This window comes from Undibacterium sp. TC4M20W (assembly GCF_049340245.1).
Lineage (GTDB): Bacteria > Pseudomonadota > Gammaproteobacteria > Burkholderiales > Burkholderiaceae_D > Undibacterium.
The window spans coordinates 14935-35995 of record NZ_JBMPPI010000047.1; the positions used below are offsets into that span (position 1 = coordinate 14935).

The following is a 21061-nucleotide window of genomic DNA, read 5'->3' on the forward strand; positions in this document are numbered from 1 at the left end:
AAGCATCATTGCATCATTGCACGCAGGTCATGCAATGGCCCGCAAAGACAAACCGCACCAGCGCCAGTGACAATGCAAACACATATGCATTGATGAAACGCCAGAGACGCAAGCCATCACCAGTACGCCATGCTGCAAAAACTGCCGCCAGCGTGCCCATCAACACCGGCGTCAATATCAGGTTGATGATGCGAGCCACACTGCTGTGGATGAATGCCTGCGGAAATATCCATAAGCTGGCGAAACCCGCAACGACACCGAATACGATATATAAAATTGCTGTGACAAGCGGAGACCGCGGACTACGCTCACGCTTCTCTATTCCTGATGTGAACACCAATTCAAGAATTTCAAAGACTAGCTGCAATAAAACCTCAAAGAAAAATTCAATCATGGTGTCCCATCACGCCTGACTAATGCGACAGCAATTGCACGGCAACCATGGCCTGCGCGACCACACCAGTTAAAAACGCCAGCGTACGCACCCAGGGTATGCCGAAGGTATAACACGCCGCATGCACCAGACGGGCAGCAAAGTACAGCATGCTGGCATTGGCAATTACCGGATTGGAGATATTCATGGCATTGGCGAGCAGGATCAGGGTAGCGAACACCACCAGGTTTTCTACTGCATTACTATGCGCTTTCATCAGGCGCACTGCCCATTTGGATTGCGGCTTGCTGTTATCTGGATAACCAACCGCTGCCAGCAGGCCACAGGTCAGCACACGGTCAAGTATATAAGGTATCCACAATACGCCAGTCAGTATGGTGACATAGCTCAGGTACAGCAATTCTGTTTTCATGCTCGCTCCTCGTCTCAGGTTGGATTATCATTGACCGGACGACTGTATCAGCGCCCGGTGCCAGCGATTATGCTATGACAGCAAGCACTTGTGCTTATTTTTTCAACAAGCTCAATTTTTGGCATGAAAACAGCAACAGTTTTATGCAATCCTGCTTAAAACCCCTGTTTTATCCAGGCGAAAACGCGCGAAGTCCTCAGCCAGAAACAGATTGCCCTGATAATGCGCCCTCGCTTCTGTCTCGATGTCGCCTATAAACGGTGACCTTTCGCTGTCATGCTGATAGCGCGCACTGAAATGCGTTAGCACCAGGTTGGGCAAGGCAGCAGTAGCAGCAAAGCTGGCGACGGCGGCGGCAGAACAATGCTGGACGCGCGCGCCCACCTTCTCTGCCACTTCTTCTGTATAAGTCGCTTCATGTACCAGCACGTGGGCTTGCTGACTGGCTTCCTGCAACAAGCCTGGCGCATCATTATCACCGCCGACGATGATGCTGCGTAGCGGATAAGGCTGATGCAGATAATCGTGGCTGATTAATTTTTTCCCCTCATGAATGACATCTTCACCTTTTTTTAAACGTCCCCAGAGCGGGCCTGCTGGCACACCCTCGGCTTGCAGTTTGGCGGTGTCCAGCACCGCCTCAGTATGCTTCTCACTGAAGCGATAAGCATGCGAAGGTACACGGTGTGACAATTTGATTGCGCTTACATTGACGGCATGATCATGCCAGGCATCCATGTTCTCAACATCCGTGAATACCAATTCGTACGGCAGGAAAGATTCTGACATTGCATGCGTGACCTGCAACCAGTGCTGTATACCTGCAGGTGCAATGATGTGCAAAGGGGTTTTGCGACCATGCATGGCCGCACTGGCCAGCAAACCCGGCAAACCATAACAGTGATCACCATGCACATGGGTAATAAAAATCGCCTGCAAGCCATGGATGGATAATGAGGTATGCAATATCTGATGCTGGGTAGCTTCGCCGCAATCAACCAGATACCATTCACTGCCCTGGTCAGGCAATAAAGCCAGGCCAGTGACATTGCGCTGACGGGTAGGTCCACCTGCCGAGGTGCCTAAAAATAAAATATCCACAATTTCCTTAAACTTGATTTTCTGTTCTTCTACTGATTGTATGGAAATTTGTCGTTGTTGCAAATTCTAACAATACAGTCTCTAGCATACTATTCTGTATGCTGATTTGCGCTTATGATGCAAGCTCACAATTCATCATCTATCTGAGACATGAAAATTCCTGCTGCCCTGCAATCACTGCAGTCTGTTACCAGTGCCGTTACCAATGCCTTGAGAGAACGCCAGAAAGAACGCAAGCGTCTGCGTGGCCCTGCTGACTTGTATTATGCCATTGCTGACTCCATCAGCATGCTCGATGCAAACTCCTGGCAGGAACTGGCGGCGCAATCCGGCTTTTTCATGTCGCTGGAATATCTGGGCGCACTCGAACAGGTATTGCCACTTAATCTCTCCGCCCGCTATGCGCTGATTTTTGATGGTACCGGTGCAGATCGCCAACCGGTCGCCGCCGTGTATATGCAAATTGCCGACATCAGCCTCGCGCAGGCAAGACCAGAAAAATCAACGGACACAGATAAAAAATGGGCACTGCCGCTTGACCAACTGGCCCAACATGCCAAACAGCGCATACTCAGTTGCGGCAATTTCCTGACCTTTGGCCAGCACGGCATTGCCTTTGCCAAAGATGTCGATCCCAAGCTGGCATGGCATGGTGTGGTCGAAGTGTTATACCGCGTGCGCCAGGCAGAAAAACTCGCGGGCAAAACCCATTTTGTTATGATCAAGGATTTACATGATCCTTACATAGACCAAGCTGCCCACCTCGAAAATCTCAGTTACCGCTATGTAGAAACTGAGCCTAACATGGTGCTTGAGTTGGCGCCTGCCTGGGAAAATTATGACGACTATCTCGCCAGCCTCGCATCCAAATACCGCAGCAATATCCGCAACGCCATCTTCAAACCACTCGATGAAGCTGGCTGCAGTGTAGAAAGGCTGGATGACCTGAGCCCGGTGCTTAACGATATCTTTGCGTTGTACAAAGCGGTACAGGTGAATGCCAACTTCCGTCCGTTTGAATTATTGCCTGAATATTTCCCTGTCTTGCAGGCTGCGGCTGGTGACAAGTTCAAGTGCAGCGTCATTAAGCGCGATGGTCGCTTGTTAGGCTTTTTGATTTCCGTCGCAGACGGTGAAACGGCGATTGCCTATCACATAGGTTTTGACCGCGCCGCCGCTGAAGAATTGCCAATCTACCTGCGCCTGCTGCATGCAGGCATTGCCGACGCGATAGACCTGGATTGTAAACGCATTTCTTATGGCCGCACAGCACTGGAGCCCAAGGCTGCGCTGGGTGCCAAGCCGCAAACCTTTGGTGTATTTGTGCGCCACCGTCAACCCGTGCTGAACAAACTCATGAAACGCCTGTTACTGGGCATAGAACATGAAGATGCACCTGATCGCAATCCCTTCAAAAAAGAAAAAGCGGCCAAAGCTGAAACATCATCGTAAAGCCTCGTACAAGCTGCTGCCTTCAGCAGCAGCTTGTACGATAAGCGATAAGTGATAATCGATAAGCGATAAACTCAATAAATCAGGATACGCCGCACACTACGCGCGCACCACCGCCACCCAATACTGCAGGATGATCAGAGTGGTTGTCACCACCTATATGTATCATCAGTGAGCGACCTTTGAGGTCAGCCAGTTTCAAACGTGGTGCCAGTACAGGCTGATTGGCATTGCCACTTGCATCGACATACAAAGGTGGTAAATCGCCAGCATGACCATCACCCCAGGGTGTGCCATGGCGATTGCTGTTTTCTGGATCATAGTGGCCACCTGCACCCAGGGCTGCAACCAGCTTGCCATCTTTTTCCTTGGCGCTGCAATCTGCATTCTGGTGTACATGGAAGCCATGCAAGCCAGGTGTCAGTCCTGTCAAAGCAGGCGTAAACACCAGGCCGTATTTGCTTTCAGAGACAACAACCTGACCCAGTTTGGTGCCAACACCAGCTTCACTGACCTGGTTCATGTTCACAGTGACATCCGCCGCTGCGATCAGTGGCAGGGCGCTTAACAAGCAAAAAATTAATTTGGTTTTCATGGTCTTATTACCTTCTTTTACCTTAAAGAAATACAATCAACGCCAACATCGTAACGTATGGAATGAAAATATACGCGACTGGCATGCGATTGGCAATTTCGAAAAGCCGCTTGTAGCCAGGCCTTACATGGTGTTACAAATATAGGCTAATGCTATTGCTTTGTGGCAGCTTGATTTCACTATCCAACCAGAATTTTTCAATATAAGGACGCACCAGATCAAGTCCGGTCGAGGCATGGCGGGCATCTGGAAATTGATGCAGATTTTTCGTTTGCAAGGCGAGTATATGCGCATCCTGCGAAGCAACCCGCTTCAGGAACGGCCACACCAGCAAACGCAATAACCAGGCAGGTGCCCAGCGGTTTTCGATATGCATGCTGGCAAACACATGCGTCACATCTGCAGACTGGGGAGTGAAATGCAGGCTGATGCGCACTATACTGCCATCCTGATAGCGGTATTCAATCTGCGCTGTACCGGCTTGCGCATAGTAAGCACGCTCAGAGATACGGGGCGATTCAAACAGCCGGTAGAGTATGCCGGATTGCTGTACCTGGCCTCGATAATCGACTACAAAACCATCTGCAGTCTCGGTGAGAACTGCTTCCACGCTGTTGCGCTGAGTGTCTTTGCGCACCAGCCCAGGATGAACAAAATGCGTGTGCAGGGGATCAAGAAAATTTTCCAGTGCATTGACGATATGTGAAGACCAGCTGGTTTGCCAAAGAAACCGTCTGGAACCCGCAGGCAGATCAGTGATCAGCTTGGGCAACCCCCTGCCGACATCGGCATGCCTGGTCAGCCTGACCCAGATCAGCCCATCAAACTCCCTGACATCAAAAGAACGTGCTCCCACTTGAGGCAGGCAAGCCTGAGGCGGCAAACCAGGCACCCTGACGCAGCGCCCGCTGCTGCCAAAGGTCCAGCCATGGTAAGGACATTGCAAGCCATCAGCAGTCACCTGGCCCTGCGATAAAGGTACTTGCCGGTGCGGGCAACGGTCTTCAAGGGCCAGCAATTCACCTGACTGCAAACGTGCCAGTGTCAGCGGCCTGTCAAGTACTGTCACGGCGATTGGTTTTTGCCTGAGGTCTGCGCTACAGGCAGCGACAAACCAGTGTGCATAAACAGCAGGGTTCCACTGGCCGTTCATAATTGATATTTCTTCATGACGGGAATGCCTATTTTAGTCGTCAACCAGCCCAGGCATGCAATGACTATCCGCGTTCGCATGGGTAAATGCGCAGAACATACCGCACTGTATTCAATAGCGGGTTTGCCGCCCCGCAAGCGCTTGAAATGTGCAGCCCCGGCACTGAGATTGACGATCAGTTTGTGTTTGATTGCATGCTCAAATACGGCAGCCATGAGCAAGCGGTACAAACCAAGTTCACGCGGCAGTGCGGTATTGTAGCCAACGATGGGCGCAGTCACCACGCCCTGTAGCTGAAATAAACCGACAACGGCTTGCAGCGCGCCATCGTCTGATTTAAAAGCATAAAAATGCAAGAGCCCAGCTGCATGCCAGGCTTGCATGAAACTGGCTGTATATTCTGGATTAAGCTGCGAATATTTATCGATATAAAGCAACTTGTACAACTCTGCAATACGGGCATAATCCTGCTGCCGGATTTCGCTGTCGCAGACGCGTAACAGCGTTGTCGATGTGAGTAAATGCATATCACGCTGCAAATTCGCATGTTGCCTGACACCGTTTGCCAGATCATCAAACAGATATACCTGGCGACTGGGGATAAGCGTAAACCCCTGTTCACGCAAAGCATGGAGCCAGTCAGCATTCAGCTCCTCGTTCAATGAGCGGAACCAGATGCCATGCCCAGGCCATTCTTTGCGTGCGCTTGCAATCATCTGCATCAAGGCTTGTTCATTAATGAGTGCGGGATAGATATTGGTACTCAAGGCCCAGTTATTGATGGTGACAGCCTTGTCTATTCTGGCAAACTTCAATAAATATCCATACACGTGGCAGATGGATGAAAACAGGAAGCGGCCCATGACATGGGCATACCGTGACATCTCTTCTTGCGCATAACGCCAGTAGGTAGTTAGGGGTGAACACACCCAGGCATCATTGAATTTACCTGAGTTCACGGTGACAGGGAAAACAAGGTCATCAAGCCGCAGCACATCCATATCTGCATGCACGTTATTGATCAATGCGGCATATGCACCGCTGGTATGAATCTGTGCAAACTTCTCCACGCTGGCAGTAAATTCACGGCTTATCTGGTTTTGATCGGTAAGCATCATGGTTCAGCCAACTCCTGCCCATCCCACTCTATGTCGCGCGTCGCGGCTTCACGCATCGAGCATTTTTGCTGCCATGCCATGAGGGCGAATGAGCTCATGTCAGCCAGTGCGCCCAGCAAGGTCAAGCGATCTTGTGCTATGCCTATCACTTCCCCTGCCGCTTGATAGTCAGCCCACCATGCGCGTAATTTTCTCTTTTGCACGGCCTGTACCAGCCCGGCACTCAGCATAATGGCTGCAAGCATGCGTGGACTAGTTGCGGATGGCTGCACACACTCATCCAGTCGCCCTGCCAAAGCCGCCGGCAAAGCATCCTGCATGCCAAACAAATGCACGCCGCTGACAGCCCTGGGATTACATTCAATCACGCTGGGTATGCCATCCTGCGACTCTATCCAGTCAAATGATATCTGCCCGGTGTAATTGATTGCGGCCACCAGCCTGGTGACGAACTCACGGATTTGCGGCGCATCATAAGGTGCAAAGTAAAAACTGGAACTCTTGCCAAGCCTGTGTCTGGGTTCATACACGGCATGGGCCAGCAAGCGCCCCTGATCAGCAACGCTGTATGAACAGAGTTCGCGTCCGGGCTTGAAATGCTGCGCCACCCATGCGCCCTGCTGTCCCAATGGAGCCTCGTTATCAGGCATGCCTTGTGGGTAGAGACGGACATGCACACCAAAGCGGGAATACTCAGGCTTGAGTACCAACGGCGTCTTGCCTGCCCAAGCGCGAGCCTCATCAATACTGCTGACGAGACTGCTGGGCGGCGGGTTGCCGCCATATTGCTCTGCCAGCTTTAGGAAATGCCATTTGCTGTGCAGGGTACGCAATTTATCAAAATCATCGACGAGCACCCTGACACTGGCAGGCAGGTATTTTCTGTAACGCGACAGAAAAAATACCTCTTCGCAAGTAGGCATAAGCAAATCAATTTGATATTGCGTTATCGCCCGGTTCAAGTCATCGATAAATGCCTGTGGATGCTGGCTGGGTGCAGCCAGTTGTATGCTGGCTCTTACCGCTGATGACCAGCCAGACAAGCGGCAAGGCACACTGTCTGCGATATATACAGTCCAGCCTTGCTGAGAAAAGCGACGCGCATGATCAAGTGCGACCGGCGCCCTGCCACCCAGTATCAAGACATTAGGCATGTACCACCTCTATGCTTTCCTCAGTGATGTGCCTTATGTGCCGTATATCGGTGCGACTTATACAGCGTATGCGCCGGCGCTTGCTGCTTAGCTCACCAGCGACATAAGTCATGCTTTTAAAATTGGGGGCTAGCAGGCCCAGGCGCTCTGCCAGACCTGTGATGGCCGTCGTCATTTCATCCATCATTTCATTCATCATTTCAACGTGGCCTGATTCTATGGCAATCCGTAATTCGCTGCCATGCTGTTCGATCCGGTAATCAGGCAAGCTAATTGATGCCATGGTAATTGCATGCCTGAGCATGTCAGGATACACCGCCTCCAGCTCATGGCCGTCGCGCTGTTGCCACCATAATATGTCATCGCAGCGCCCCTCTATTGCTGACAGCGCCAGGCTGGCACGACCACATGGACATGGGGTATCACGAACCCGCAATACATCATTAAGCCTGTAGCGTATGATTTTTTGAGTAAGACGGGTGAAATCGGTAATGATAGGAATAAAGCGGGTCTTTTCCTGATCCAGCCATTCTGGTTCTATGTGAACAAATTCTTCATTCAAATGCAAGACGCCCAGCTCACAAGTGTAGGCAAGGAAGCCTTCCGTGCACTGGTACAACTGATGCACAGGCAAGCCAAATGCGGCTTCTATGCGCGACTTGTCGTCAGGCTCCAATACCTCGGCTACAGAAATGACGCGCTGGGGAGAAATAGTCAAATGGCCTTGTAATTTCAGTTCTGCGAGACGGCTCAGGATATGTGCAGGGGCGACCAGTATCGTTGGTGACTGCGCTTGTAACTCTGGCAGATATACATCCACACCTTTGTATAAATCATAGAACTTGAAATGGATGCGTTTGCTATTCAATGTAGTATAAAGATTGCTGTTCGCACGCAGGAAGAAAGCGATCTTGACTGGTGTGGCGCGAAAGATCAGACTGCGCAGCAAGTCTGCAGGCAGGGTTCTGGCCATCATGATGCCCGCCCATTTGGCGCGCTCTTTACCTGACGTCAAAAATACGCCGCGTGGCCCTTGGGTGCCGCTGGACAATCCCACGGTAATACCATCCAGTTCAGCAGAAAAATTACGGCTGTTTTCACTTTGCAGTGCAATCGCACTAGCTTGCTCAAGGGTGATATTGGCGACATTCATCTGCTGAAAATATTCCAGCGCGACAGCTTTATCAATCACAGGTAGTTCTTGCAAAGTCAAATCAGCATACTGTTGATAAAACGGCGTCAATGGCAATTGCTGTTTGAGAAAGGCTGCAATCTTTTTTTGTTGCCATCCTTGCAGTTCGGCTCTGCTGGAAAAACGTAACAGCCAGCGCGTCCGGACAAAATAAAACACCAGCCTGCAAAGATCAGTCAGCTTCATGTTTGCTGTCCAACATGCAAATGCTCCCAGCTTTGCTGGCAATGTGATGGCAGCAGCACTGCGCCATTTGCTATGGCGGCTACTTTTCTCAAAGCCAGAAAGCTTTGTTGATATTGCCTGACACTACTAAAAATGCGGCTGGCAAACCAGGTCGGCAGCTGATTGTTTTTTAACGCGTCCATAGACCAGCAGGCATCCGCAACCAGGAAAATACGCCTGTCATCATGACGCTTGAAGCTGACGCCCATCTGCCCTTTGGAGTGACCAGGCAAGGGTATGGCAATCAGGCTGCCATCACCAAAAATATCAAAGCCGGTACCAAGCGCAGCAAGCTCGACAGGTAGATCCAAGTAAGTACTGTCCTCCACAAAAACCACCCTGTCAGCAAAATCAGGTGGCAGCAAGGCAGAAAGAAAACCATGCATCAAACCGCCCAGGCGCGACATGCTGTTTGCACTGTCGTATTCAGCCCGGGAGATGATTAACTTTGCATTGGGAAAATCACGCAAACCAGCAATATGGTCACCATGGACATGCGAGATCACCACATAGTTGATGTCATTAGCCTGTATGCCCAATTGCGCCAGTTGCTGCGTCAATACTTCTTCCGGTGCCAGTGTCATTGGTGTAGTCCAGCGGTACAGGCGCTCAGGAAATGGCTGGGTCGCCTGCAGGAAGTGCTGGCTATAGCCGGTATCAAACAATATATTCCCGCGTGTCGGATGAATCAGCAAACCACAAAGGGCAGGAAATATCACGCTCTGCCAGCGCCCGCCACGCTTGGCGACACATTCTGGATGATGGCAATGTCCGGCTTTCAGCCAATGGAATTGAAGGCGTGGTGTGATCATGCCTGCAAGCCTTGCTGCTTCCACCACTGCGCGGTGCGTGCTATGCCCTCATCAAGCGTCACAACAGGACTGTATCCCAGCACATCGCGCGCGCGCGACAAATCCAGGGTCTGTGAATAAGCCAGGGTTGCCAGTGAATAACGGGTAAATGGCGGCTCCCATTGTGGCCTGAGTTTTGCGACACCTTCAAGCAAACGGGCAAACATGTCAGCCACAATATATGGCCGGTGTACGGTGTTCAGGGGAATACCAAATTGCTCCGCCATTTTTGCAAACAGATCGGCAGCAGCAATTGGCTCACCATTGGAAATATTGAATACCTGCGCTGTGTCTGATGGTGCCAGCTTCATGGACAACTTGACAGCGTGAACGACATTATCAACATATGTCATATCCAGCAAAGCCCGCCCGCCTCTCAGCAATGGTAATCGCCCGTATCTTAACAGGCGCAGCAAGCGCGGCAGCAAGGCATTATCCCAGGGGCCAAAAATGGCCCTGGGTCTGAGTATCACCCGCAAGGGTATAGCCCCAGCGATAACCAGTCGTTCAGCCTCTTGTTTGCTGCGCGCATATTCATTCACACCTGACGGCAAGGCACTGTCTTCGCGTATCTCCAACTGATCGTAGAATTTAAAATAAATGCTGGGCGAAGAAATATTGATCAGGCGAGGAATGGCATTTGCCTGGCATGCTGCCAGCACTTCGCTGGTAGATGCGACGTTGGCATTGTGAAAGGCAAGCTGGCTACCCCAGGGCGAAGTCAATGCGGCGCTGTGTATCATTACATTGGCGGCTTTACTGCAAGCCAGTAATTGTTCACGCGCATGTTGTGTGCCATGCTCCAAAGGGACAAATTCAACCGGATTTGCCGCCGCCAGCACTATGCTGCGGGCGACATCTGCATTGCGACCTGTGAACAAGACTTCATGACCATCTTGCGCCAGTTGCCACACTAAATGCCGCCCCAGAAAACCTGTGCCACCAGTAATAAGAATTTTCATATCAATACGTCAGTAAACCAGCACCATGCCGCCCAATGTCAGGCCTGCGCCTGAGCCTATCAGCATCATGCTGTCGTCTCTTTGTACCTGCTGCCCTGTTCTGCAAAGATGCAGTGCAGTCGGCAGAGAAGCGCCTACCTGGTTGCCATAATCAGCAAAAATATTCATGACTTTTTCAGCAGATACCTCCAGGCGTTTGGTCAAGTGATGTATGGCCAACTGGCTGGCCTGATGCGGCACGATCTTCTTGATGTGCTTCATGTTTACATCGGCAGTTTCCAGCAAACCCTCTACAAAGTCAGACATTTCAGCCGCAATAAGTTTAAAGGCTGAGCGGCCTTCCATCTGGAAAACCGATAAGGGATCAATCGAAGCGGACATCCTGCGCGGATGATAACGCGAACCACCGGCTGGTATTTTGCAATGCTCCACCCCGGCGGATAACGTCACACTGCGTGACGATAATATGCGTGAAGATTCGGTCGGCAATGAGCGCCGTATAACGACCGCTGCTGCACCATCACCAAAAATACCGCACTCGGTCAGGTTACTCCAGTCCAGCCCAAAAGTGGCGATGTCGGATGACACCAGCATCACATTTTTATACCGGCCGCATTCAACCAGGTAACTCATGGTATCAAGGCCAGTCAAAAAAGACATGCAACTGGCGCCAATATCAAAAGTCGTTGTGCGGCGGCCAGACAATCTCAACTCGGCATGAATCAGTGCTGCGTTATAAGGCAAGGCCTGATCCATAGTGGCCGAGGTCGCGACCAGACAATCAATATCGTCCCAGGCCAGGCCGGCATCTTGCAGCGCCTGGGTGCAGGCACGTGCAGCCAGTTGAGCGGCAGTTTCTGTCGTCGATAAAAAGCGCCTGCGCACACCGGTTTTTTTAAAACTGGTTCCAGCGCGCAAGCCAAGCCTGGTATCCAGCGCAGCACCGCTGATTTCTTGTGCGGGTACAGCCATCCCACTTCCTATGATCCTGACATGACGCGTGTTCAAACAATTCTCCATCTGGCTAACACCCAACTGGGTACTCATATAATGAGTCCATCATAAGCAAAAGCATCATAAAAATAAATATTTCTGCAAAAAACGATGGCATATAATCTAAAAAGGATCAAATATTAATACCAATCCCATCAATCACCTTATGACTGAAGCTAAACGCCTGCTGGCAACTCTCAAGCGCCTGCTCAAATCTCGCGGCTACACTTACCGCAAAATCGCTGCAGCACTGTATCTGTCCGAGCCCACAGTCAAGCGTCTTTTTTTAAATGGAAACATATCGCTGGAAAGGTTGACACAACTGGCAGCACTGGCCGACATGACGATACAGGAACTGGTCAACGAAGCAGGCAATGATGAACCACGCATCGTACATCTGAGTTTGCAGCAGGAAAAAGAACTGGCGGCGGACACCATTTTATTGCTGGTGGCAGTGTGCACCTTGAATCAATGGAGCATGGCAGATATCGTCAAGGCCTATCAAATTTCAGAACCTGCGTGCCTGCAACACTTGTTGCGGCTCGACAAGCTCAGGCTGATCGACCTGTTGCCAGGCAATCGCATTCGTCTCAATATCAGCCGCGATTTTGACTGGTTACCAGAAGGCCCGATACGGCAACTATTCCGGCAACAGGCATTGGGAGATTTTGTCGATGACGGATTTCATGCAGCCAGTGACAGTTTCGTTTTTTTGAATGGCATGTTGACACCGGCTGCCGCCCTGCAATTCCAGGCAAAATTAAGACGGCTGAAACAGGACTTTGCTGACTTGCATCAGGAAAGCCTGGCCGTGCCGCTGGCACAGCGCCATGGTACCGGGCTGCTATTGGCCATGCGCGTGTGGGAACCAAAGGTCTTTAAAACGCTGCGTCGCCCTTAAGAAATAATTACGCTTCAAGAATTTGCCGCAAAGCCTGCTGGCCTTTGGGTGTTACACTGACGACCCGTGAATGCGGTGTGCGCAGTATCCAGGCTTCTCTGACAAACAGCTTCAGCAACTCGGCACCCAGTACACCCGCCAGGTGCGGACGGCGCTGCGTCAGGTCTATGCAGCAGCGGGCATATATGCGGCGACTCTTTGTGTGCTCAGCGCTTGTCTCAGGCCTTGCAATACCCAAAGCAGCGAGCTTTTCACTACCCAACGCGCTTGGCTTGAAATCCTTGCCATCTGCTTCCAGCCATTTCGCTTTGAGCATGGCATCCAGCAATTGCACAGCCAGTTCCCCTGCAAGGTGGTCATAGCAAGTCCTTGCATGTAAAAACGGCTTGGGCATGGTACGTACCAAGGCAGGCTGAGGTGGCTGGCGTGATACTTTAGTGTGAGTTGCTGCGCCAAGAACGGCCATGGACTCTATGAGACTCGCAGCCTCAGCACTGGCGATACGAAAATAGCGATGCCGTCCATGTGCCTGCGAGCTTAACAAGCCACCTTCCACCAACCTTGCCAGATGGGCGCTGGCTGACTGTGCCGACACATTTGCCGCAAAAGCCAGCTCACCGGCTGGACGTGTCGTGCCGTCAATCAGTGTCCATAGTATGGCGGCACGCGCGGGGTCTGCCATCAGGGCCGCAATGCGGGGAATGATGTGAGGTATAGCGTCGGAAACATTTTGCACGTCGTCCATATTTCATCCTGGGCTGAAATGTCGGAATGACATCTTAACCATAATGTACCTCACTATCCACAACGAAAGATGAACATGCACATCGCCCACAATATCGGTATCGCCAGCCAGATCGGTAAATACGCTGATGCGCAGGAAGTGTCTGGACATGCCAGGTGGTTATTCACTTCGGGCACGCCGGGCCTGGATGAAGATGGCAACTTGCCAGATGACATTGCCGGTCAGGCCGACCTAGCCTGGCGTAATATTGTCTGCATACTGGAAAGCAGCAAAATGACGACGGCTGACATCGTCAAAGTGACTCACTATCTGACCAGGGAATCCGACATCGCAGAGTATGTCAAGGTGCGCAGCCATTATCTTGCTGATGCGCGCCCTGCGTCCATGCTGATGATCATTCCAGCCCTGGTCAAGCCAGGCTTTCTGCTGGAAATAGAAATCATCGCAGCACAATATTGATACCATCTTGACAGTTGCATGAAGCTTGATTGAAGCTGGCGATTTGAATGGCCATGTCCCGGCAAATGCCTGAACATGGCTACATCCATTTATATTTTTATAATGGCGCGATCATATGTCCAGGTAATAACAACGCTGGCTCAATGCAAATTGTATAAGGACATGCAGGACATGCGATCCCTGCATTTGCAGGAACTGATTTCATAATTATTATCGAAATGAAAAAAGTAACGCAGTAAGGCGCAGGTTTCATGCAATTTCAGTCATGTATTCGATTGAATTGCACCCTAATTCTATTCATGCACTCGCAATTTCACACTATTTAGCTGACAATGCTGCTGATACTTTGCGCGTGGAGAATTGGGTGGAAATTGGGATGGACCTGTTGTTGAGTGTGGGCATAACACTGATTGTCGTTATTTTGCTTTTGCAGGCCGCAACCCTGCTGGTAAGCGCCAACCGCTTACTAAAATTACCATTATGGACACCACGCAAAACGCCCTGCCTGCGTACAGCCAGCGGCGGACTTTTACCTATACTTGAAGCAGCCCGTGCTGAAATGGAGAAAGCCGGGTTCCGTTATATGCACAGTTGGCGTGAACGTTCAATAATCGCGTCCGAAGATATTCCAGCCAGTTATTGCGATGTCTATCACCATCTGGCGCAAGATGTGCTGGCTGAGGTTTATCCAAACGAGTCGATGCTTGATTCAAGTCTCTACACAGTTTTTCTATGGAATACCTATGTCGATGGAAAAACCCTGCTGACAATCAATGGTTCTTTGCAAACCAGAATACCTTACCCTTCAAGAGTCAGCGCCATCAGCGACAAGAGTGGCAATCTGGCCGGACAACTGGCGACGCATTTACATGTGCGCGAGCTGATTACCGTACAACGCAGTGACCCTGCCGATGCCCCGGGAATCTCCCAGAACCTGGCCGAACGCTGGCTGGTAAGACTGGAAAGAGAGGGGAAAATATATCAACGCGACCAGCGCGGCGAAGAAAATATTTATGGTTTCCGCCTATGGCCCGCCCTGAAACTGGCGTGGCAATTGCGCAGAGAGAGTACACATAAATCCATGAAATCTCTGTCAAGATCAGACGCAGCCAGTACTTTGGCGAATATTGACGGAGAGCGTTTGAACACCGCACTTCGCTTGCGCGACCGCCATGCTTTCATACGCTCACTATGCACCTTGCGCTCCATGCGGGCACCACGCTGGTATCAATATTCAAGCTTTGCATTGTCTGCTTTGTTATTTCTCGCATTGGGTACCTGGTGGTGGGGCATTGCCGGTGCCATTGTCATTGGCGCTGTCATTGCCTTGCATGAAAGCGGGCACTGGCTGGCAATGAAAATGGCAGGATTTCGCGATGTACAAGTATTTTTTGTACCAGGCATGGGAGGCATCACCAGTGGCGAAAAACACGAGGCACGCCCTCTGACACACTTGCTGGTCTATCTGGCAGGCCCCCTGCCTGGCCTGCTATTGTCGCTGGCCGGCATGGCCTTGATATTCAGGGAACCAGGCATACTCAATACGGCATGGGGACCACTTCTGTCGATGGCGACGATGGCATCTTTCATGGTGAATGGATTTAATCTCCTGCCTTTATTGCCACTTGATGGCGGTCGGGTGATAGAGCTTTTGCTCATGGCCCGTTTGCCCTGGTTGCGGTTTTTATTTGCCTTATGCAGTGGCCTTGCCATGCTGGGATATGGCTTATACAGCGGCGATAAGGTATTGGCTGGCATAGGCATGTTTGCGCTCATCGGCGCGCAGTTTCAATACAAATTCGCCAGCGCGGCTGCACTTTTATCCAGGCAAAATATCAGTACCCCAGGCAAGGAAAAAAACTTTTCTCAGGCAGCTGCTGATTTATTTGATTTTCTGAGTCAAGAAAAATTCAGCAAATGGAGTTACACCAGTAAACTGACTGTGGGTCAAACCATATTGTCGCGCTACCTTGGTGGCCTGCCCGGCTGGAAAGAAAGTAGTGCAGGTATGGCTTTGTATCTGGCCTGCATTATTCTACCGCTGGCCGCCTTGTTTGCCATGTTCTACACTGCACCATCCGTCATGACGAGCATGACGTATCAGGGCATGTCTGCATTGCTGGCCTCAGACGATGCCAGCAAGCCCGTGGCAATCAGCGAGCATGCAAACGGGGATAGCGAACGTTCCTGGCAAGAAGAAAGGATGAAGCAAAGAGAGGCAAGATCCGAGAAAATCTCTGCCGCGCAAGGTAGTGAAAGAGCAGACATACTCAGGTCTGTACTGGATGAGGCCAGGGAAGCTGACCCTGAAGATGCTTTGCGTATCGCCAAAGTGTATTACGCTGAAAATAATAACTCGTTGCAGCCAACCTATCTGCATGCCGATGCGGCCCTGGCAATGGCAAACGCAATACGTGAATGGTCAGAGCTGGATGACACTGAAAACGCAAAGAAAAACGATACAGACATCGCCAACTATCTGCAGGAAGCAGAAGCCATCCTGCGTGCAAGATTGCGTGAGCAAGGTGAAAGACGTGACGCACGTTTGCTGGCAGAAGTTTTGCAGGCACGCGATATCGATACGGAAAATCCCGCACAATTGAGCTTGAAAGAAGAAGTCGTCAACCTGCTTGCAAAAGACAAAAAAGAAGATGACACAGAGTTACTGCAAGCCCGGCAGATGCTGGCGCGCGCCTACTATAAAATAGGCCGGACTGTAGATGCAGAAAATCAATTGCACGCCGCAGATGAAGATTTTTCTTGCGCAAGTAAAGATACGGAAAATATTCTCTGCCGCATGTTAAAGAGTGATCAGGTTTGGCTATTGCTGAATCTCAAGAAACTTGCTCCTGCTCAGGACATGCTCAAGTCTCTGGCATACCATCCAAAGCAGCAAACAGGGATGGATATCGTCGGACGCGACATCCACGAGATCAAATGGAGCATCGCCATGCACCAGAAAGACTATAACCAGGCCAGGCTGGAAGCCCTGGCTCTCGCGCAATCACCGGTGCCTGGTACTGGCAACTGGCTGACAGATCTGTTCATGCGGCGTGCCCAGCCGATAGATTTTCAGCAATCAGAGTTGATGCTGATGCTGATAGAAGCGCTGCGTGCAAAGGGTGAACAGGAAGAAGCAAACAAAATTGCAGGGCAGTTGCAAGAAGCACTGCACAAGGCGCGGACAGAACCCGGCAATATCAGGTCCGCCAGTAGTGAAATCCCGTGCAGAACCCATGTCCAGGTTGACGTCTGGAAAAGTCAGTTTCAGCAAACCCTGCTCAATATTGAGCAGAGAGAAACCCGGTGCACACCCCGTGCCAGCGTGGGCCAGATGTCACGTTGAGGCTGACAAATGAAGCGCCGCCAGGCAGATGCCTGCTGCGCTTCTTCGCTGGGAATAGGGATTGAAGATTTGAATTTCATGAATATCGTTACCAGTGCCCAGTCAATCAAGTTTGAGTTAATCACAGAAAATGACGATGCTGTCCCATCAGAATGGTAGTCACCCCTATACAACGCCTGGTCAACATGCACCTCAAGAGTCAGGCCCCATCTGACGACAGCGACGACATCCAGCAACCTACGCTCACTTTGCATGCATATAGAAATGGCAAGCGCGTTATGCATCATGTAAGCGGATAGAAAAACATCGTAAAGTAATGCAAATGTTCTATCCTGATAAAAATATGAACAACATCTCCTGTTGATGCAAGACAAGCGGGTGATCAGGCCAGGTCACCTCTGCCTCTGAGGCTGCTTATTTATCAAAGATATCCCACAGGCCAATATCGAGTCTGCCGATGGGCAGACATTGTAGGGGGCAACATGGCTATCCTGCGTTTTTGTGTATTCATACTGGGCATTTCCCTGCCATTGTCTTGCTGGTCAGAGATACTGGTCACCGAAGACTATTCCCCTTTCAATATCGTCAATCCCAAGACAGGTGAAGTCACTGGCTTATCCACAGAAAAGGTGCAGGAACTCATGCGCCGTGCCGGGGAGAAATACAGTATCACGGCTTACCCCTGGGCAAGATCGATACAAATGGCGCAAAACAATCCTGACACTTGTGTCTTTTCCACCTCGCGCACGCCAGGCCGCGAGCAGCTCTACAAATGGGTGGGGCCGCTGGTCAAAAACAATTGGGTCATCTTCGCCAGGGCCGACGATACCCGACACCCCAAAACCCTGGAAGACTTGCGCATATACACCATAGGTTCTTACCGCAATGATGCCATTGCAGAGTATTTTTCACTCAAGGGTTTCAATACCGAACTGGCCAGCACGGATGCTGACAACCCGCGCAAGATGCTGGCAGGACGCTTTGACTTCTGGGCCAGCGGCGAATTGCTGGGCTGGGAAATACTCAAGCAACAAGGCCTGACCAAGATGGTAGTCCAGTTGTTCACCTTTAATCAGACCGAGATGTACCTGGCTTGCAATACCACGATGTCACAAGCGAAAATTGAAAAATGGAACCAGATCTTGAAGGAGATGGATAAGGATGGCACCAGCGCTGCCATAGAAAAACGATACAAGTAGATCTTCATGAAATTTGTTTCCAGGTGAGAAGCATAGGAGGCATATTAGGCAGTGTAAAATCAAAGTCGCAAAAAACTCACGAATTTATCCTGCATGAAAAAAATCTTATTGCTGTTGGCGTGCTTGCTACTCAGTCTGACGTGTTGGGCCGCTGACCCACGCTTCACCGTCATCACTGTAGATACGGAACATGAGGAGTTGCAGTTATTCTTGCGCGATGAAGCTGGCAAGGGATACAGGCGCTTTGAGCAACTCAAGAATTCACTGACAGCACGCAACAAGCAACTGCTGTTCGCGATGAACGCTGGCATGTACCATGCAGACTATTCACCTGTAGGTCTGTTTGTACAGAATGGAGAACAGGTCTCTGCATTGAACTTGAGCAGTAACTGGGGAAATTTTTTCCTGAAACCGAATGGCGTTTTCCTGCTCAAAAAATCAGGTCCGCAGGTTGTTGAATCCTCGGAATACCCGGCACTGGCCAAGGATGTTTTACTGGCGACCCAGTCTGGCCCGCTACTGCTGAGAAACGGCATAATACATCCCGCATTCAAACCTGATTCAAATTCACGCCTGAAGCGTAACGGTGTTGGCGTCATCGGCAGTAAAGCAATATTTGTGATCAGCGCACAGCCTGTCAATTTTTATGAGATGGCGATATTTTTTCGCGATACGCTGCACTGCCCAGATGCCCTGTATCTGGATGGCAGTATCTCTGGCATTTATTCAGTGGAACTCAACAGGAATGATGGGACGGTAGATTTGGGGCCGATCATCGCGGTAGTGCGTTGATTAGTGCGTTGATGTTCCTTACTCACTCTACCTTACCTGCCCTGTGCTATGTAGGGCTGCAACGCACAGCTTGATCATTTATCACCATACCTATGAAAGTAGGTATGGCTGATCTCCAGCAATTCGTCAAAACTCAACTTCAGGGAGTTGGCTGAAATGACGACCGCGCTACCGCAGAGCTTGTAATTCATGCGGTTCAGCATGCGCTTGAACATGCCACCAGCCATGATATAGCGCTCGGGCTCGCGCACCCTGATGACCAGGGTTTTCTGGTTTTGCATTTCAAAAATACTGAATCCAACAACTTCAGACCAGGGTACAAAGCCCGCGGCAACGGCACTGCTGTTATCAAGTAAGCCAGCTGAATTCAATATCAGACCCGGTCTGTTATCCAGCAATTTTCTGGCACCAAACACGGCACAAAGCCCAAAAAGCAGGATAGCCACCACACCTATGCCATGCATCATGACAGGATTGTTATAACGGCTATGTGTTTCAATATCAGCAGCATCCAATTGCACCATCCAGATGCCCATTGCGACAAACAGGATGGAGCCGGCAAACAACAGACGTAATTTGCTCTTGCTTAAATCGATGCACTTTTCGTCTTCGAAATTCAAATCATGGTTCATCAGCGCACCTTATTTATAAGCAGATTTAGGAGCAGGTCAGCATTAGAGAGAAAAGCTTTTTTATGAGACTACAACTTATTGACTTGCCTTATTGCCTGAAGCCGCGGGGGCAAGGCTGTCAGAATCCAGCAATTCAGCCGTCGTCAGAATGCCTACACTGACAATGTCGTAGCCTTCAACACCTTCACAACGAATGGAACCCTCAGTGCAAAAACGGATGTCGCCAAAACGGCTTTGGCCAGGGTAATAAAACAGCATCATGTCGCCAGCACGATCTATATACATCGCGCGATTCAGTATCTCTTCGGGGAATTTACCTTGCGTTGCAGCCAGCAACCATTCACGCAAGTGGGGAATCGCCGCCACAGCGACCTCATGTGTCTGTTTTTTATGCGGACCGTGGAAACCAAGGCGCGTGCGAGAGAGAGCCTTGCCTGCCAGCATTTGTCTTTTCACACCGGCCATGAAAATGATGGCACATGAAGAAAAACAATTTCCCTGAACTGCCGTATTGATTTTATTGGCAGCGATAAGTTCAGCGATGGCATAACCCGCCTTCAAATCGCCACCAGGGCTCTCACTCAAAACAACTTGTTTGACCACACCTTTTTCAAGATGTTTGCGAAAGCGCTCAGCATCATCTGGTTCAACACCACCAAACAAGATCAGGGTTTCATACGAACGCACCATGCTCATCGCAGAAACATGAGCTGAAAAGAAAGTACTACATTGTGCCAAGAATAATAAAATTATCCGGGAATTCAATTTCATATACCTATCATCTTCATGGTAAGAGTTACTTCGATTATGTATCAGACCTGTCCAGAGCAATCCCTGGTGAAAACCAAGCCCGCATACAAGCAAAAAGGATTTACTTTTCGGCATCTTATTATTTAAAGCAGTTTTTGCGCAAATTAAAATCACTTCTTAAAGTCAGAAAAAGTGAGAAAACAGTACCCTCGACTGAAATAAACAAGCATTACTTGCACATGGGCAATTTTCTGGATTAAAGACAGAACAAATACGTGAATGCATGATCAAAGATCATCACAATTGCCTGATTAGAACTTTTCTGCTAAGTTTTGAATGCGCATTTTAAAACTAAGGAATGTCTGATTAAGTTCTAATTTTCTTCAATTTCAAAATCATGTTCAGGCAAAAGCATGAAATGCGTTGCAGGAACATGATGATCTTCATAAATTGGGGAACATCTCCCCCATCTGCATCAGTTCCTGGGCGATTTCTCGCCCATTGGGCGCACTATGCCCCTTGCATGCGCATCAAGCGCCTGCGAACCATGAACAAGTTCGCCAGCGCACAAGTAACGAACAAGCGGTGCGCGTTCTTCTGCATCCCACGATATCTGACCTTGGTAAATCCAAACA

General features: G+C 50.1%; 20 protein-coding genes and 1 pseudogene. 6 read left to right on the plus strand and 15 right to left on the minus strand.

Going from position 1 to position 21061, the window contains the following annotated elements; all coding sequences use genetic code 11:
- Nucleotides 1-13 precede the first annotated feature (13 nt).
- The 3 genes from ACO0LL_RS29250 to ACO0LL_RS29260 all read right to left on the minus strand — a co-directional run bounded on the left by ACO0LL_RS29250 (nt 14) and on the right by ACO0LL_RS29260 (nt 1907).
- Nucleotides 14-394: a hypothetical protein gene (locus tag ACO0LL_RS29250; RefSeq protein ID WP_422954348.1), complete on the minus strand. Its 381-nt coding sequence runs from the start codon at nt 392-394 to the stop codon at nt 14-16.
- Nucleotides 395-413: 19 nt separating this feature from the next.
- On the minus strand, nt 414-806 hold the full coding sequence (locus ACO0LL_RS29255; protein ID WP_422954349.1) for an MAPEG family protein: 393 nt from the start codon (nt 804-806) through the stop codon (nt 414-416).
- Nucleotides 807-947: 141 nt separating this feature from the next.
- On the minus strand, nt 948-1907 hold the full coding sequence (locus ACO0LL_RS29260) for a ribonuclease Z (RefSeq protein WP_422954350.1): 960 nt from the start codon (nt 1905-1907) through the stop codon (nt 948-950).
- Nucleotides 1908-2057: 150 nt separating this feature from the next.
- Here ACO0LL_RS29260 and ACO0LL_RS29265 point away from each other — a divergent pair, with 150 nt between their 5' ends.
- Nucleotides 2058-3359, plus strand: a complete 1302-nt coding sequence (locus tag ACO0LL_RS29265; protein ID WP_422954351.1) for a GNAT family N-acetyltransferase — start codon at nt 2058-2060, stop codon at nt 3357-3359.
- An 82-nt stretch (nt 3360-3441) separates the two neighbouring features.
- Here ACO0LL_RS29265 and sodC read toward each other — a convergent pair whose 3' ends face one another.
- From sodC to ACO0LL_RS29305, 8 genes are all read right to left on the minus strand, one after another.
- Nucleotides 3442-3954, minus strand: a complete 513-nt coding sequence (gene sodC, locus ACO0LL_RS29270; protein WP_162040636.1) for a superoxide dismutase family protein — start codon at nt 3952-3954, stop codon at nt 3442-3444.
- Between the two features lie 133 nt (nt 3955-4087).
- A complete protein-coding gene (locus ACO0LL_RS29275; RefSeq protein ID WP_422954352.1) occupies nt 4088-5107 on the minus strand; it encodes a Rieske 2Fe-2S domain-containing protein in 1020 nt (339 codons plus the stop codon).
- The gene (locus ACO0LL_RS29280) at nt 5104-6225 is read right to left on the minus strand and encodes a GNAT family N-acetyltransferase (protein WP_422954353.1); all 1122 of its coding nucleotides are present in this window, start codon (nt 6223-6225) and stop codon (nt 5104-5106) included. Before ACO0LL_RS29280 ends, ACO0LL_RS29275 begins: the two co-directional genes overlap by 4 nt.
- Nucleotides 6222-7379 (minus strand): ATP-grasp domain-containing protein, encoded by a 1158-nt coding sequence (locus tag ACO0LL_RS29285; protein ID WP_422954354.1) that lies wholly within the window; start codon nt 7377-7379, stop codon nt 6222-6224. Before ACO0LL_RS29285 ends, ACO0LL_RS29280 begins: the two co-directional genes overlap by 4 nt.
- Nucleotides 7372-8757, minus strand: a complete 1386-nt coding sequence (locus ACO0LL_RS29290; protein WP_422954355.1) for a F390 synthetase-related protein — start codon at nt 8755-8757, stop codon at nt 7372-7374. Before ACO0LL_RS29290 ends, ACO0LL_RS29285 begins: the two co-directional genes overlap by 8 nt.
- The gene (locus ACO0LL_RS29295; protein ID WP_422954356.1) at nt 8754-9608 is read right to left on the minus strand and encodes an MBL fold metallo-hydrolase; all 855 of its coding nucleotides are present in this window, start codon (nt 9606-9608) and stop codon (nt 8754-8756) included. Before ACO0LL_RS29295 ends, ACO0LL_RS29290 begins: the two co-directional genes overlap by 4 nt.
- Nucleotides 9605-10609: an NAD-dependent epimerase/dehydratase family protein gene (locus ACO0LL_RS29300; RefSeq protein ID WP_422954357.1), complete on the minus strand. Its 1005-nt coding sequence runs from the start codon at nt 10607-10609 to the stop codon at nt 9605-9607. Before ACO0LL_RS29300 ends, ACO0LL_RS29295 begins: the two co-directional genes overlap by 4 nt.
- 9 nt (nt 10610-10618) lie before the next feature.
- Nucleotides 10619-11581 (minus strand): 3-oxoacyl-[acyl-carrier-protein] synthase III C-terminal domain-containing protein, encoded by a 963-nt coding sequence (locus tag ACO0LL_RS29305; RefSeq protein ID WP_422954358.1) that lies wholly within the window; start codon nt 11579-11581, stop codon nt 10619-10621.
- Between the two features lie 187 nt (nt 11582-11768).
- Here ACO0LL_RS29305 and ACO0LL_RS29310 point away from each other — a divergent pair, with 187 nt between their 5' ends.
- Nucleotides 11769-12503 carry a helix-turn-helix domain-containing protein gene (locus ACO0LL_RS29310; protein ID WP_422954360.1) on the plus strand — a complete coding sequence of 245 codons (735 nt, stop codon included), beginning with the start codon at nt 11769-11771 and terminating at the stop codon, nt 12501-12503.
- 7 nt (nt 12504-12510) lie between these two features.
- Here the strand turns inward: ACO0LL_RS29310 and ACO0LL_RS29315 are convergent, their stop codons facing one another.
- Entirely contained in the window at nt 12511-13248 is a 738-nt protein-coding gene (locus tag ACO0LL_RS29315) for an ArsR/SmtB family transcription factor (RefSeq protein ID WP_422954361.1), read from the minus strand.
- Nucleotides 13249-13323: 75 nt separating this feature from the next.
- Between ACO0LL_RS29315 and ACO0LL_RS29320 the strand changes: the two genes are divergently transcribed.
- The 4 genes from ACO0LL_RS29320 to ACO0LL_RS29335 all read left to right on the plus strand — a co-directional run bounded on the left by ACO0LL_RS29320 (nt 13324) and on the right by ACO0LL_RS29335 (nt 19044).
- Entirely contained in the window at nt 13324-13707 is a 384-nt protein-coding gene (locus ACO0LL_RS29320; RefSeq protein WP_422954362.1) for a RidA family protein, read from the plus strand.
- Between the two features lie 376 nt (nt 13708-14083).
- Nucleotides 14084-17053: a hypothetical protein gene (locus ACO0LL_RS29325; protein ID WP_422954363.1), complete on the plus strand. Its 2970-nt coding sequence runs from the start codon at nt 14084-14086 to the stop codon at nt 17051-17053.
- A 482-nt stretch (nt 17054-17535) separates the two neighbouring features.
- Entirely contained in the window at nt 17536-18252 is a 717-nt protein-coding gene (locus ACO0LL_RS29330; protein ID WP_422954364.1) for a substrate-binding periplasmic protein, read from the plus strand.
- A 93-nt stretch (nt 18253-18345) separates the two neighbouring features.
- The gene (locus tag ACO0LL_RS29335; RefSeq protein ID WP_422954365.1) at nt 18346-19044 is read left to right on the plus strand and encodes a phosphodiester glycosidase family protein; all 699 of its coding nucleotides are present in this window, start codon (nt 18346-18348) and stop codon (nt 19042-19044) included.
- A gap of 74 nt (nt 19045-19118) precedes the next feature.
- Here ACO0LL_RS29335 and ACO0LL_RS29340 read toward each other — a convergent pair whose 3' ends face one another.
- The 3 genes and pseudogenes from ACO0LL_RS29340 to ACO0LL_RS29350 all read right to left on the minus strand — a co-directional run.
- Nucleotides 19119-19676 carry an STM3941 family protein gene (locus ACO0LL_RS29340; RefSeq protein WP_422954366.1) on the minus strand — a complete coding sequence of 186 codons (558 nt, stop codon included), beginning with the start codon at nt 19674-19676 and terminating at the stop codon, nt 19119-19121.
- A gap of 75 nt (nt 19677-19751) precedes the next feature.
- Nucleotides 19752-20366, minus strand: a complete 615-nt coding sequence (locus ACO0LL_RS29345) for an ATP-dependent Clp protease proteolytic subunit (RefSeq protein WP_422954367.1) — start codon at nt 20364-20366, stop codon at nt 19752-19754.
- 570 nt (nt 20367-20936) lie between these two features.
- Nucleotides 20937-21061: pseudogene (locus ACO0LL_RS29350) on the minus strand (IS5/IS1182 family transposase); the annotation flags it as partial.